This window comes from Pseudoblastomonas marina (genome assembly GCF_034374265.1).
In the GTDB taxonomy this organism is placed as follows: domain Bacteria; phylum Pseudomonadota; class Alphaproteobacteria; order Sphingomonadales; family Sphingomonadaceae; genus Alteriqipengyuania_A; species Alteriqipengyuania_A marina.
Genome location: NZ_CP139718.1, coordinates 2046178 through 2060546 on the forward strand (window position 1 = coordinate 2046178; position 14369 = coordinate 2060546).

Annotated in this window: 12 protein-coding genes; 5 read left to right on the forward strand and 7 right to left on the reverse strand. The window is 61.5% G+C overall.

The genetic code is table 11. The features are described 5' to 3' along the window. Positions 1 to 63: 63 nt before the first annotated feature. Entirely contained in the window at positions 64 to 2055 is a 1992-nt protein-coding gene (locus tag T8S45_RS10125) for a ParB/RepB/Spo0J family partition protein (protein ID WP_322293635.1), read from the forward strand. A gap of 69 nt (positions 2056 to 2124) precedes the next feature. Here the strand turns inward: T8S45_RS10125 and T8S45_RS10130 are convergent, their stop codons facing one another. The 7 genes from T8S45_RS10130 to T8S45_RS10160 form a co-directional block, all read right to left on the reverse strand. Beyond that, positions 2125 to 3459, reverse strand: coding sequence for an MFS transporter (locus tag T8S45_RS10130; protein WP_322293636.1), 1335 nt, complete (start codon positions 3457 to 3459; stop codon positions 2125 to 2127). A 30-nt stretch (positions 3460 to 3489) separates the two neighbouring features. Then, the gene (locus tag T8S45_RS10135; protein WP_322293637.1) at positions 3490 to 4083 is read right to left on the reverse strand and encodes a transmembrane anchor protein; all 594 of its coding nucleotides are present in this window, start codon (positions 4081 to 4083) and stop codon (positions 3490 to 3492) included. Between the two features lie 25 nt (positions 4084 to 4108). Beyond that, positions 4109 to 4792, reverse strand: a complete 684-nt coding sequence (locus T8S45_RS10140) for a HupE/UreJ family protein (protein ID WP_456107288.1) — start codon at positions 4790 to 4792, stop codon at positions 4109 to 4111. 104 nt (positions 4793 to 4896) lie between these two features. Beyond that, positions 4897 to 8058 carry an efflux RND transporter permease subunit gene (locus T8S45_RS10145; protein ID WP_322293638.1) on the reverse strand — a complete coding sequence of 1054 codons (3162 nt, stop codon included), beginning with the start codon at positions 8056 to 8058 and terminating at the stop codon, positions 4897 to 4899. Positions 8059 to 8069: 11 nt separating this feature from the next. Then, positions 8070 to 9311 carry an efflux RND transporter periplasmic adaptor subunit gene (locus T8S45_RS10150; RefSeq protein ID WP_322293639.1) on the reverse strand — a complete coding sequence of 414 codons (1242 nt, stop codon included), beginning with the start codon at positions 9309 to 9311 and terminating at the stop codon, positions 8070 to 8072. Positions 9312 to 9313: 2 nt separating this feature from the next. Then, the gene (locus T8S45_RS10155; protein ID WP_322293640.1) at positions 9314 to 10537 is read right to left on the reverse strand and encodes a TolC family protein; all 1224 of its coding nucleotides are present in this window, start codon (positions 10535 to 10537) and stop codon (positions 9314 to 9316) included. A gap of 62 nt (positions 10538 to 10599) precedes the next feature. After that, positions 10600 to 10953, reverse strand: a complete 354-nt coding sequence (locus T8S45_RS10160) for a hypothetical protein (protein WP_322293641.1) — start codon at positions 10951 to 10953, stop codon at positions 10600 to 10602. A 195-nt stretch (positions 10954 to 11148) separates the two neighbouring features. Between T8S45_RS10160 and T8S45_RS10165 the strand changes: the two genes are divergently transcribed. The 4 genes from T8S45_RS10165 to T8S45_RS10180 all read left to right on the forward strand — a co-directional run bounded on the left by T8S45_RS10165 (position 11149) and on the right by T8S45_RS10180 (position 14310). Continuing rightward, entirely contained in the window at positions 11149 to 12078 is a 930-nt protein-coding gene (locus T8S45_RS10165) for an ArdC family protein (RefSeq protein WP_322293642.1), read from the forward strand. Between the two features lie 11 nt (positions 12079 to 12089). Beyond that, the gene (locus T8S45_RS10170; RefSeq protein ID WP_322293643.1) at positions 12090 to 12530 is read left to right on the forward strand and encodes a hypothetical protein; all 441 of its coding nucleotides are present in this window, start codon (positions 12090 to 12092) and stop codon (positions 12528 to 12530) included. Positions 12531 to 12748: 218 nt separating this feature from the next. Next, positions 12749 to 13690: a DUF2493 domain-containing protein gene (locus tag T8S45_RS10175; protein ID WP_322293644.1), complete on the forward strand. Its 942-nt coding sequence runs from the start codon at positions 12749 to 12751 to the stop codon at positions 13688 to 13690. A gap of 248 nt (positions 13691 to 13938) precedes the next feature. Continuing rightward, positions 13939 to 14310, forward strand: coding sequence for a hypothetical protein (locus tag T8S45_RS10180; RefSeq protein WP_322293645.1), 372 nt, complete (start codon positions 13939 to 13941; stop codon positions 14308 to 14310). The last annotated feature ends 59 nt before the right edge of the window (positions 14311 to 14369 follow it).

Consider the following 14369-nt stretch of genomic DNA (forward strand, 5'->3'; position numbering starts at 1 on the left):
GCCCTTTGGGCTTGTGGGCCTCGTGACACTCACCTGCGCCTTCATTCCATCAGGAGAACACCCATGATCCAGTCGATTCCCTTGAAGAAGCTCGTCCCGAGCCCGCGCAATGTTCGCAAGTCGAGCGATGTCCTCGCCGACCTCCAGCTGCGGGCAGACATTGCTGCGCGCGGCCTGCTGCAGAACCTCGTCGTGCGCAAAGGAAAGCGCGGCAAGTTCGAAGTCGAGGCTGGCGGTCGCCGTCTCGCCGCGCTGCAGGCGCTGGCCGAAGAGGGCACCTTGCCCGAAAGCCACGAGGTCACCTGCCTCGTCATCGAAGGCGAGGAAAGCGAAGTTCGAGAGGCCAGTCTTGCCGAGAACTTCCAGCGTCTCGCGATGAACCCGGCCGACGAGGCGCAGGCCTTCGCTTCCATCATCGAGGCAGGGGCAACCACCGAAGATGTGGCGCGTCGGTTCGGCCTCACCGTCCGGTTCGTCGAAGGGCGCCTGCGTTTGGCAAGCCTCGCGCCCTGCGTTTTCGAAGCGCTCGCCGAAGGCACGATCACGCTCGACATGGCCAAGGCCTACGGCGCGATTTCCGATGTCGAGCGCCAGGCGCATGTCTATGCCGAGCTGCAGGACGCCTGGTACCAGATCACTCCCGACACGATCCGCCGCATGGTGCTCGACGCAACTGTTCGTGGCTCCGATCCGCGAGCGGTTCTCGTCGGACGCGATGCCTATCTCGCCGCAGGCGGCCGGATCGAGCGCGAACTGTTCGACGATGATGCCAGCGAAAGCTGGATCGATGTCGCGCTGCTCGAAGACCTCGCACACAAGGCCATGGAAGAAGCCGCAGAAAAGGTCGCGATCGAATATGGCCTCGCCTGGGTTCGGCCGACCCTTGGCAACTATGTCAGCCATGACCTTGTCGAAGGTATGAGCCGCTTGCCTTGCGAACCTGCACCGATGACCGAGCAGGAAACGCAGGAGCTCGGCGAGCTTGAGGCCGATTACGACCGCGTCGCCGCCGTGCTCGAAGATGAAGACAGCGACGAAGATGAGGTCGCCAAGGCCGAACAGGAACTCGTGGTGATCGACCGCGCCATGCGCGCGCTCAATGATCGTCCCCCCGTGCTTGCCGACCAACTGAAACCGGAGGCCGGCGCCTTCCTCGTCCTCTCGCGCAATGGCGAGCCGACATTGGTCCCGCAGTACTACACCGAGACCGAAGTTATTGCTGACGAAGGCATGGTCGAGGCCATTGAAGAGAGCGGTGCGGCTAAGCCCAAGGGGAGCTCGCTGTCCCAGCGCCTGCTCGACGAACTCGCAATGCAGCGCCGCGACATCCTGGCAATCCATCTCGCCAACGACCCGGCACTAGCGCTCGACTTCATGGTCTTCACGCTCGCCGATGCCGATGGGCACGACTGGCGCGCCAAGAAAGCGTCGACCCTCGTTGGCTCGGTCGCGTCCGGGCCTGTCACCGGGTTCGAGGCGAAGGATGCGCCGGCGAGTGCCGCGCTTGCCGAGTTCGCCGGGTCGCTCGATGAAAGCTGGCGTGCGGGTGAAAGCGATGTCGAGCGGTTCGCGAAATTCCGAGCGCTTTCCGACGGGGCGTGCTCGGCCTGGCTTGGCCATGTTGTCTCGCGCACGCTAGTTGCCAGCCTTGCCTGCGAAGGCGAACGATCGGTGCCGATGCACGAGGCACTCGGCTCGCTCCTCGAAATTGAGACCGCGCATTGGTGGCGTCCCACGGCGTCCAACTACTTCGACCGCGTGGCCAAGGCCCGCACGCTCGAAGCGCTCGATGCTACGGGCGGTCCCGAACTGGTCAGTCGCTATGCTGCCTCGAAGAAAGCCGAACTGGCGAGCGCTGCCGAACGCATCTTCTCGGGCAACTTCATTGGCGAGCCCGAAGTCAAGGAACGGGCACAGGTTTGGGTGCCTTTGATCATGCGGTTCACTGATGCTGACGTCCCTGCCGATCTGGAGGAAGCTGCTTCTGTCGATGGGGAAACCGGCGAAACGCTCAGCGGCGATGTGACCAACGAGAATGCCGAGCAGGCTGCCTGACTCCTCCTGACAGGTCCAGGTCTCTCGGCGGGCGGTCCGTCCCTGCAAGGACGGGCCGCCTATCTTGCTTCACACCTTGCCCGGCCACCCGGTGTGCAGATCGTCAATGACAAAATGATGCTGGTGACTGCTTCCTCCGTGCTCTTCCAAATGCGGATGATCGGATGGCAGGTCGGGATGCGAATGGAACAACATCGAGGGGTCGTTGCGGGGCCAAAGCCACAGGGCAAGTCCAACACCCATGGCGGCCAGGCCAGCGAGAACCAAGAAGGCTGGCATCATGCCAAGCTGTGCGCCGATTTGTCCGGCCATGGGATATGCGACGAGCCAGCAAACATGGCTGAGCGCGAATTGGGCAGCGAACAATGCCGAGCGGTCCTCATCCGCCGACGATCGTTTGAGCAATCTCCCGTTCGGCGTGACGCAAAGCGAATACCCGATACCCATCGCAAGCCAACCGACGAGCAAAGCCACCCAGAGGGTTTGTATCCCCGCCTCTCCGAACACCAGTCCTAAAGTTGCCAGCGTGACCAGCAAGAGGCCGCCGCCAGCGATCATGATCGTGCGATCGTTAATTCGCGTCAGGATGCGCGGGAGGGCGAGCGCAGCCAACATCGAGCCCGCTCCGTAAGCCGCCAGAGCCAGCGCAACGTCGCCCTCCGTCCGTCCCATGTTCTTCACGATAACTACCGTATTGACGATGACCATGGCGCTACCGGCTGCCGCTGCCAGGGTTACTGCCAGCAAGCCGACAAGTCTGGGTGTCTTTAGATAAACCCGCATGCCCCGCGTGGTCTTGCGCCATACGCTCTCGACGCGCTTTGCGGCCGATTTTCTGTACGGCAAAGCCGCGCTCACTACGAGAAGCGCAGAAACCACGAAACCGATAGCTGTTCCTGCGAATAGCCAATGGAAATTTATGATAACCAGTAGCGCGGCGGCCAGGACCGGACTGATGAGGCTTTCGAGATCATAGGCCAGTCGGGACAGGGAAAGAGCATTCGTGTACTCTTCTTCGTCCGGCAGGATGTCGGGTATGGTTGCTTGGAAGGTAGGCGTGAACACGGCCGATGCCGACTGCAGCAGGAAAATGAGCAGATAGATTTGCCAAACCGCATCGACGAAAGGGAGCAGAAGCACCACGCTGGCACGGATGATGTCCATTCCCACAAGCAGGCGTTTGCGGGGCAATCTGTCGGCATAAGCGCCCGCCAGGGGAGCGATGCCGACATAAGCGACCATTTTGATGGCAAGTGCCGTACCCAGGACCGCGCCGGCGTCGGCACCGGCGAGATCATAGGCCAGCAAGCCAAGAGCAACCGTCGCCAGCCCCGTTCCGACAAGCGCGATGACCTGCGCAAGAAACAGGTGACGATACGTGCAATTGGTCAGAACGGAGAGCATGGCGATGTCTTCCTTGAGGCAAAGCTTGACCTAAACCACGCGCTTGATTTCGGAGTAGCTGCCGTCGGTCTTGAGGGTCACGGTGACGGTTGCACCTGAACGATTGCGCCAGAACCACCCGTGGCTGCCATCGAAGGCGGCGACCAGCGTGCCCGCCTCTCCAGTAGATTCGCGGCCCTTGTCATATCCGTGATAAGAGATGCCCGGCGCATCGGCATGCGTATCGAAGTTGACATGGCCGTCTTGCACCGACCATTCGTATTGGAGGCTGGCGCCTTCGGCCATGATCGCCTTTACTTCGGCACCCTCACCGGGCGCGAGCGTTAATTCGGTCACATCGGTGCGCTCGGAGCCGCTCCCGCTTGTATCGGCGAGTGTGGGAACTTCCTCGACGGCTGTGTTCTGTTCGTCAGCGGCCGCTTCCGCGGCTAGCTGCTGCTTGATCTCGCCCATCTCGGAATACCCTAGAATACGGCCCGCTCCGGTCGGATCGATCGCATATTCTGCGGGTAGAACCACGGTGACCAGAAGGACAGTCGAGGTCACCACGGCGAACGCGGTCGCCTTGACGAGCTGGCGGTTGGTGGGAAGGTCGCTGGTGGAGGGACGCTGTGAATTGAACATATCTTTTGCTCCTGGAAAAATGTGGTCAGGCTGCGGCGAAGCCGACGAGCTGGTAGCCAACGAGCATGAAGCCCGCGGTCATGAGAAGAGTGTTGGCGGCGAAGGCGTGACGCATGAAGCTCTGGGTTCTGCGCCAGAAGCCCATCACGATCAGGATTGCGCCAAGCGCCAGCAACTGTCCGATCTCCACCCCGACATTGAAGGCGAGCAGGTTCGGAACGAGGCCGTCGTCTGCGATGTCGAATTCAATGATCTTCGTGGCCAGGCCGAAACCATGGAAGAATCCGAAGATCAGCGTCGCTGCCTTGGTGCTGGGCTGAAACCCGAACCATCGTTGGAAGGCGCCGAGATTGTCCAAAGCCTTGTAGACCACCGACAGGCCGATGATCGCATCGATCAGATAGGCATTGGCCGTGATGCCGGTCAGGACACCGAAAAGCAGGGTGGTCGAATGACCGATCGCGAACAGCGTCACGTAGATACCGACGTCCTTCAACCGGTAGAGGAAGAAAATAACGCCAAAGAGGAAGAGCAGGTGATCGTATCCGGTCACCATGTGTTTCGCGCCGAGATAGATAAACGGCAGGATCAGCATTCCGCTGCTCTCCTGGATGTACCCCTTGTCCCCCTCGGCGACGTTGTGCGCCCAGGCTTCGGCACCCGAGGCGAGGAAGATCAGCAAAACTGCAATGAACGCGAGGATGCGCACGCAAGCTGTATTGGATTGAGGTTTCGTTATGGATATCATTTCAGTCTCCGGTCTCGGATGTCTGCCGTCCGCAGGATTGCGCCCTACGGACGGTCGCTCCGGCTTCAGCTTGCGAGTTGAGGGTTATGATCTTCGTCGGATGTCCTTGTCTCCCGGACATCCCCGCGATCGCCGCGAACTACCCGGTAGAGAGCCGGAAGAACCAGCAGGGTCAGGGCGGTAGCCGACACGATCCCGCCGATGACAACGGTTGCAAGAGGACGCTGTACCTCCGAACCGAGCCCGACATTGAGAGCCATCGGCACGAAGCCCAGGCTCGCGACAAGCGCGGTCATGAGCACCGGTCGCAGGCGGGCCATGGCCCCTTCCTTGATGGCATCTTCGAGCGGTTTGCCTTCATCCATCAGCTGCCGGATAAACGTCAGCATGACGACGCCGTTCAGCACGGCAATGCCCGACAGGGCGATGAAGCCAACCCCCGCGGAAATTGAGAAGGGGATGCCGCGCAGCATGAGCGCTGCCACGCCTCCGGTAAGCGCCAGAGGCACACCGGAAAACACGACCAGCGCATCCTTCACCGAGCGGAACAGCGCGACCAGCAGACCGAAGATCAACAGCAGGGCGAGCGGCACCACGATCTGAAGGCGTGCGGATGCTGACTCCAGCTGCTCGAAGGTGCCGCCATAGTCTACCCAGTAGCCTTCCGGAAGATCGACCTCCGTGGCGATCCGTTCCTGCGCCTCGGAAATAAAGGAACCGAGGTCCCGTCCCCGCACATTGCTGGTGACCACGGCCCGCCGCTTGCCATCCTCGCGGCTGATCTGGTTCGGTCCCTGAACGTTCTCGATGGTCGCGACTTCCGATAAGGGAACGGAGCCGCCTCCCGGCAACGGAATCGGGAGCCGTTCGAGCACCTGCCGGTCTTCGCGCAGGTCCTCGGGCAAGCGAACAACAATGTCGAAGCGCCGGTCCCCCTCGAAGATCTGTCCGGCTTCGGCCCCGCCGATTGCCGTCGAAACCACCGTCTGGACGTCGTCCACATTCAGTCCGAGCTGGGTCAAGCGGTCCCGTTCGGGAATGACCTGGATGAAGGGCAGGCCGGTAACCTGCTCGGTCTGCGCATCCTGCGATCCTTCGATCGAAGAGACGACGCCTTCGACCTCGGCTGCGACAGCGGCAAGCTGGTCGAGATCGTCCCCGAATATCTTGATGGCGACATCGGATCGCACTCCCGCGATGAGCTCGTTGAAGCGCATCTGGATCGGCTGGAGGAACTCATAGCGCGAGCCCGGCACTTGCTGGACCGCCTCGTTCATTTCGGCGACGAGTTGCTCCTTCGGTTTGCGGGGGTCCGGCCAATCCTCCCTCGGTTTCATGATGACGAAGGTGTCGGCGACCGATGGCGGCACAGGGTCAGTGGCCACGTCGGCCGTACCGATCTTCGCGAATACCTGGTCAACCTCGGCGAAGGTCCGGATCCGGTCTTCCAGAGCGGTCTGCATGGCGACTGCCTGGCTTAGGCTGGTGCCCGGAATGCGAAGCGCGTGTAGTGCGATATCTCCTTCGTCAAGATTGGGGATGAATTCCGATCCCATACGGCTCGCCCCGAAGCCGCTGAGAACCACCAGTGCGACGGCTCCGGCAAGCACCACCTTGCGCGACCGCAATGCGAAGTCGAGCATCGGTCGATATCCCGATTTGGACGCGCGCATGACGCGCGTTTCCTTCTCCTCGACTTTCCCCGTAACCAACGTCGCAACCGCTGCGGGAACGAAGGTCAGGGAAAGCACCATGGCAGCGGTAAGCGCCATGACGACCGTGATCGCCATCGGGTGGAACGTCTTGCCCTCGACGCCCTCAAGAGCAAAGATCGGTACGTAGACGATGGTGATGATCAGGATGCCGAACAGGCTCGGCTTGATCACCTCCGCCGAGGCGCGGGCCGCCAGCTTGAAACGTTCCTCGCGGTTGAGCAGCCTTCCAAGCGAATGCTGGGCCTCGCCGAAGCGGCGCAAGCAGTTCTCGACAATGATCACCGCGCCATCGACGATCAGACCGAAATCCAGAGCGCCAAGGCTCATCAGATTCCCCGATATGTCGTTTTCGACCATGCCCGTGATCATCAGCAGGAAGGAAAGAGGAATCACGGCTGCGGTGATGAGCGCGGCCCTGAAGTTGCCAAGCAGCACAAAGAGAACCACGATCACCAGCAGTGCGCCTTCGGCGAGGTTCTTCTCGACCGTGGAGACGGTTGCTTCGACCAGTTCGGATCGGTCGTAAACAGTGTTGGCGACAACGCCGCCCGGAAGCGACCGGTTCACTTCCTCGAGCCGTTCAGCCACCGCGATACTGACATCGCGGGCGTTCTCGCCGACGAGCATGTAGATCGTTCCGAGAACTACCTCCCGGCCATCCTTGGTCGCCGCACCGTTGCGGATTTCCGAGCCGATTTCGACATCGGCGACATCGGCGATACGGATCGGGACACCCTCGCGGTAATCGACGATGATCCCGGACAGATCGCGTTCGTCCTCGGCCTGTCCGGGTACGCGGATCAGGTATTGCGAACCCGACCTCTCTACATAGCCAGCGCCGACATTGGCGTTGTTGTTCTCGAGCGCCTCGATCACATCCTCGACCGTCAGACCGAAACCGGCAAGGCGTTCGGGTAGCGGGGCTACGACGTATTCCTTGCGGTAGCCGCCGATTGAGTTGACCTCGGTGACCCCCGGAACCGTGCGAAGCTGCGGGCGAACCACCCAGTCGTGCAACGTCCGCAAGTCTTGAGCGGTATAGCTTGAGCCATCCGGCTTGACCGCTCCCTGCTTGGCCTCGACAGTGTACATGAAAATCTCGCCCAGGCCCGTGGCGATAGGTCCGAGCTCCGGCTCCACCGTCTCGGGCAGGTTCGAACGCACCGCCTGCAACCGCTCGTTGACCAGCTGCCGGGCGAAAAAGATGTCGGTGCCATCCTCGAACACGACGGTGACTTGGCTGAGGCCGTAGCGCGAAACCGAACGCGTATAGGAAAGCCCCGGCAATCCCGCGATGGCGGTTTCGACCGGATAGGTGATGCGTTGCTCCGCCTCCAGCGGAGAAAAGCCCGGCGCGGACGTATTGATCTGCACCTGCACATTGGTGATGTCCGGCACGGCATCGATTTTGAGCTTACCGAAACTGTAAATGCCCACAGCGGCGAAAATGAACACCGCTGCCAGCACTGCGAAACGCTGCCTGATCGACAGCTCGACTATCTTTTCCAACATAATATCGCCCCTCAGTGATCGTGGCTCGCGCCCGACTTCTCGATGTCGGCCTTGATCACGTAGCTGTTCTCGGATGCGTAAACGGTGCCTGCATCGATCCCGCTCAGCACTTCGGTCCACTCGGGACCTTCCTGGCCGAGCTCGAGCATCCGCACTTCGTAGGTCTCGCCGATCTTGGCGAAGACGACACGAAAATCGCGGAATTGCTGGATGGCGTCCGTTCGCACGGCGAGCGGAACCCGCCGCTGATCGACAGACACCAGCCCTCGGACCGCCATTCCCGGTCGCCAGAAGCCATCGCGATTGGGGAGCGGTGCACGTGCGGTAACAGCCTGGCTGCTGACTTCCGCCAGCGGCAGGAAGTCCCGGATGCGGGAACCCTGCGCGCGCTGGCCTTCAAGACCCCGGATGAGCACCGATTGTCCCGGGCGGACCCGTTCGATGTCGCGCGGGAAGATCGGGAAGGTCGCGACCGTGCGCGACGGATCGGATATGACGAACATAGGGTCACTGTCCGCGATATCGCCGATATTGGTGCTGCGCTGCGTGACCACTCCGGAAATCGGCGCGTAGATCGGATAGGTCTGCAACGATGAGCTGCTTTCCACCCGCGCGAGCAACGCCCCTCGGGCTACACGATCGCCGAGATTGGCATGCAGTGACATGACGGTGCCCGGGAATTTGGCTCCCACCTCGGCGCTGCCAGAGGGATCGAGCTCCACCCGTCCGATGATTTCCACGGTTTCACCGACCTGCTGCGGTCCGACCGTATCGGTCCGGATACCGGCCGCACGAGCCGCCTCGTCCGAGATCGTAACCCGGCCTTCGTACGATTCGAACGCCCACCGATGGGTGTCGTCGCCTTCGTTTGCCACTACCACCACGTCGAAACTGTGCGGTTCGACGAGAACGCCCTGGCCTCGCAGGTAATCCTGTTCCGGTTCGAACTCGAACGTGGTCTTTTCGCCGCCAAGACGCGTGATCATGACCCGGGCACGGACCGTTTCGGGATCGACGGGCTCGTTGTCGCGGTAGGCGTAGAGGCGATATTCGGGCGGAACGCCGTCCTCGAAGACGGTGACTTCGATGGCGAAGTCACCATCACGAAGCATGCGTCCGTTGTGCGGTCCGCGCTCGTAATCGCCTTCGGCCGCGGCCTGCTCCTCGTTAGTTTCCGGCGTCTCTGCCGACTGGCCGCAGGCGGTGAGTATAGCTGCAAAAAACGCAGCAAGGAAGAAATGCGTCTTGCGCATGATCAGTATCCCCCAACAAGTTCGATGAAGCGGCCGGTCAGTCGGTCGTAGTCGACCTTGGCCTGATGATATTCGGCGAGAGCATCGACGAAGCGTACTCTGGCCTCGTGCAATGCGGTCTGGGCAACGGAGACATCCAGGAAGGTGAATCCTCCGCGATTGTAGCCGGCACGAACTTCCCGGAGCGTTTGTTCGGCACCGGGAACCACCTGCTCCTGAATCGCTTCGGCCTCATGGCGGGCCTCTTCTACCCGCTCGGCGGCCAGAGCGATCTGCCGGCGACGCTGGAACCGTTCGACCGCGAGATCCGCCTCTACCTGCCGCTGCTCGGCCGCGGCGCGATCAATGTTGGCCCGGTTGAGCGCGCGATTGGGCAAGGGGAGCGAAAAGCCCGCGATGACGGCGACGTCGCCGTTGCCGAACAGCCGCGGGCCTGCGAAGACAGTGGGATCGGTTCGCGAATTGGCCTCCTGCAGGCGGTAGTTTGCATCCGCCCTGTTGCGCCGGGCCCGGAAGACGGCAAGATCGACCGGAGTGAGGTCTGCGGGGTCGGCGGCAACTTCTGGAGCATTCAGGAAACCCGAGGTCACGATCCCGATGCTGGCCCGATCCCCACCGGTGAGAAGCGCGAGTCGGGCAAGAGCTGCCGTATAGGCATGCTCCGCCAGTCCAAGATCCACTCGCGCTTCGGCCAACTGCGTGCGAGCGCGCGTTCCGGCGAAGAGCGGGTCACGCGCCTCGTCGACCCTGCGCTGCACCTCATTGGCGAGGGTTTCGGCGATCTCGACCCTGCTCCTGGCAAGTTCGAGCGACAGGGCCGCGGCTTGCGCTTCCACATACAACGCCTGGACTTCGCTCGCGAGATCGAGACGCCGAACGAGTGCCTCGGCTTCGGCAACGGCGATATCACCTTGCGCGAGGCCTACACGCGCCGCGCGCTTGCCGCCGCGCTCCAGTCGCTGGTTGTAGGTCCCGTCGATTTGCCATTGCGAAAAGCCAGGGGTTCCGATGTTCTCAACTGTCCCCTCGATTGTGGGCGCGGGGCTGGTATCGGCAGCGTTTCGGGCTGCGTTGAAACCATCAAGGCGAGCGGCGGTCGCCTCGCCTTGCGGTGAGTTGGCGACCGCAATTCGAACGGCCTCTTCGAGTGTGTACGTCTGGGCTGATGCCGAGGTCGCCCACACCAACGTGGCCGCCAGAATGGCGGCACGCGTGGACACGTGCATGATAAATTACTCCTGATCTTCCGAATGGATATCGGCCCGTAGATCGGGCCGGATTCAGAAAATCAGGCTGACGGTGGCTGGGTTAGCGGAGCCGCTAAAAAGCCGACAAGCGGAGGTGCTTCGCCCGGGCGCAGAAGTGCTGGGGTCGAAGGTCCATTGGCAGCGAAGGCGGCCTGATCAGGCATGGCAATCGAACTATGCGAGTGCGATGCAGCGTGCGGAACCAGTTCTTCCGATGCATGCGAAGCGGTATCTGCCTGAATTTCGATCACCTCGATCGATTTGTGTTCATGCGCATGTTGCGCACTTGCCGCCTCATGCGCGTGCGCCGCTTCCAGATGCGGAACTGCTCCCGGAAGCCCGCCATGCGAGACCAGAAGCAATGCCAACAGAAAAAGGAAATGGAGCTGGCGCATCGGCGGGCGGTTAGCCGATCGCAAGCGAATGGGCAAGCCGCGAGGATTGGTTTTTGTGCGATTGCTTGCCGTGCGACCCCGTGTCCGATGGAAGACCCGGCACCAATAAAGGTGACGCGCAGAAAGGCGAGAGGAGAGGCAGCTTTGCTCTTCCTGAGCCGGGGCAATTCCGTCCCGGCGATCAGGAGACCTCCTATGACCAAGTATCGCCGCGCTGCATCGACTTCGCCAGCTCAGCGCATCACTGCCGCTATCATTGCAAAGCTCGAGCAAGGCACCAAGCCTTGGGTCAAGCCGTGGCGCGGTGTGCCAGTTTCGCGGCCGTTACGTTCCTGCGGGACGCCCTATCGCGGAATGAACACCTTTTGGCTGTGGATGGTTGCCGATGGCTGTGGCTACGCTTCGCCCTACTGGATGACCTATCGCCAGTGCCAGGCGTTGGGCGGACAGGTCCGCAAGGGCGAGAAATCGACCATCGCGATCTTCTACAAGAGCTACACCAAGGAGGTGGAGAACGCCGATGGCGAAACTGACACCGAAAACCGGCGCGTGCTCAAAGCCTATGCCGTATTCAACGCCGACCAGTGCGACGGCCTCCCCGAGTTCTATCATCCCAAACCGGTGGTTGCCGCGCTTGAGCCCGAAGGACGTGAAGAGCGGCTCGATGCTTTCTTTGCCCATATTGGCGCAGACCTGCGCCACCATGGCGCGCAGGCCTATTACGAACCGCTGCTCGACCGGGTCACCATGCCGCCAGCCGAACTTTTCGAAGCCTACGACCACTACTATGCGACGCTTGCACACGAGCTGTCGCACTGGACGGGTCATTCTTCGCGGCTCGACCGCGATCTCAAGAACCGCTTCGGCAGCGACGCCTATGCTGCCGAGGAACTGATCGCAGAACTGTCCTCCGCCATTCTCGGGGCAGAACTGGGTCTTCCGGTCACCCACCTCGACCATCACGCCAGCTATATCGCATCCTGGCTCAAGATCCTCAAATCGGACGAGCGCGCGATCCTCACCGCTGCGGCCAAGGCTGAGGAAGCGGCCAGCCTGTTGCTTGACCTTGGGGGTCGCCAATCCAGCGAAAGCGAGGCCGACATCGATCTCGCTGATGCAGCCTGAGGAGCAGTGAGATGGGACGTTCCGTCAGCTATCCGCCCCGCTCCGTAGTGGCCTTTCGCCTGCTCGATGACGGCGAGGAGAACGACACCGACTGGGCTTATGAATGCCTCGTCGAAGAGGTCATCGATCCTGCGAAGGCGACCTTTCCTTCTTTCGAGCGCTTCGATGGATGGCGCGGCCGCGAGGACCGCATTCTCCTGCGAAACGCCTTCGCCGATTGCGGCATATCGACATATTGCGGGCTCGCGGCGATCTGGCTCGCCGAACGCGACGATCCCCGGTACTGGGAAGCTGACTTCAGCCAGCCGAGAACGGGAAGGGCACGGCACTGGCTTGCCCAGGTGTCGGGACGGTTCATCGAATTGTTCGGCGAGCTGCGCATGGTCGGTCGGTTCTCGAATGGCGAAGCGATCTTCGAGCGCTCCCGATCCACCTGTGACACCGGGTCCTGATCCTGCCTCGTCCCTGACCGCCGGGAGAGGCCCTTGGGCCGGTCGGGGCGAGCCGCAACCTGCGGCCCGTCGGCCCGTGTTGCCCGCGCCAGCCTAGGGCCGCAGGTTTCCCGCTGCGCGGTGCGTTTCGCCCCTTGTCCCGGCCCTGATCGGGCTTCGGCGGACAGGGATGAGGCAATGGTGCCTCCTCTCCTGTCCCCGCGATCAGGAGACACACCATGTACGACAGCTTCATCGACCAGTTGAGCGGCCTCGACCTGTCAGGCCTCAGCATCAGGCCCGCCCCATTCAACGAGACCGACTTCCCCTGCGAGGATGCGATCGAACAGACGCTTGGCGCCGTATGGTCCGACCTCTTCGCGATGTTTTCCGATACGGCGCTCGAGGCGGATGCCGAGGATATCGCCTGGGGTTTCGTCAATCTCTTCCACCGTGCAGCAAGTCGGAAGTCATCGCGGCTCGACCGCGCCAGCGACGAAATTCGAGCATTGTTAGCCTCGGCCGACGGCTCCGAAGTTCACACAAGCAATCTGGAAGAGCAGGTCGAACGTGCCCAGGCCGCCGATGCCAGCATGATTGCGTTCGAGCAAATGCGCGAAACCGCCGCTGTCCTCTATCTTGAAGAGATCGGATCGTCCTGGCGTCCCATGACCGGTTCGCGTTCGAACCACGCTGCCCATATGACGTCCGCTGTCGTCAATGCACGTGACTTCCTGCGGGCTCGTGCAGAGCGCCGCCGGGATGCCAATACACCGCAAGGCACGCCAATCGTTTTTTCCGGTGGCCGGTCTTCGTTTGCCACCGCGGAAGACGCCAAGGCTTTCGCCTCCAAGGTCTGGTCAACGCTCGACAAGGTACGTGATCATGTGCCCGACATGTTTCTGGTGCACGGCGGCGACACCAAAGGCGTTGATCGGCTTGCGGCCAGCTGGGCCGAACGGCACGATATACAGCAATTGGTATTTTCACTCGACAGACGGCTGGGGGCACGAGCCGGGTTCAAGCGCAATGAGCAGATGCTTCAGATGAATCCGCGCTATGTGGTCGCGCTTCCCGGCAATGGCGTTCTTGAGCGTCTAGTGATTGACGCCAAGGCCCGGCGTATCACCGTCGTTGACCGGCGCAGCTTGGGTGCAAGCATCCCAAAACGATATGATTGAACGTCGAACTTGCTACGCGCCGGCGACGATTATGTCGCTGGCGCGCTAATTGGTTTTTGTTTCGTGCGGTAGGCCAGCTGCCTCTTGCAGTCCGATGCAAATTCGCCTGGCTTTACGCCCCCGCCGGGTCCTCCTTCGACAATATAAGAGCACTGGTGTTGCGTTATAGTATCACAATAATGGATCTACGCTGACAGAATATTACACTAGGCAGCTCGGTTTGTCTTTGCTAATGGCGGCCCAAATTCATGACTTACAGCTATCGCCGCCTTGTCCTCAACCCGCTCGTCGTCCTGCTCATGCTGGTCGCGATGATCTTTGCGACTGCGGCGGATGCAGCTGCCTGCGGCTCGGAAGTGGCTCCGGGCGATGCGGCGGCATGGATTGCAGCTGACGAGGGATCGGCAACCTCAGATGTCGATGGCGATCAGGGCGATTCCGAAGTGCCAGCCGATCAACACGGCGTTTGCGGTCATGGTCATTGTCATCACGGCGCGAGCTTTGCTGGCGGAATCCACAAAGAACAGGTTCCACTTGCGTCGGTCATTCTTGCAGCGCCTCCTGTTGCGGCATCCGTCTCGGATGTCAGTACCCGACTGAAACGTCCTCCTCGCGACTGACAATCGTCGTTGCGCTGCCCCGGTGCAGCGCCCGTTCGATTGTTAGCAGAGGAATTCTT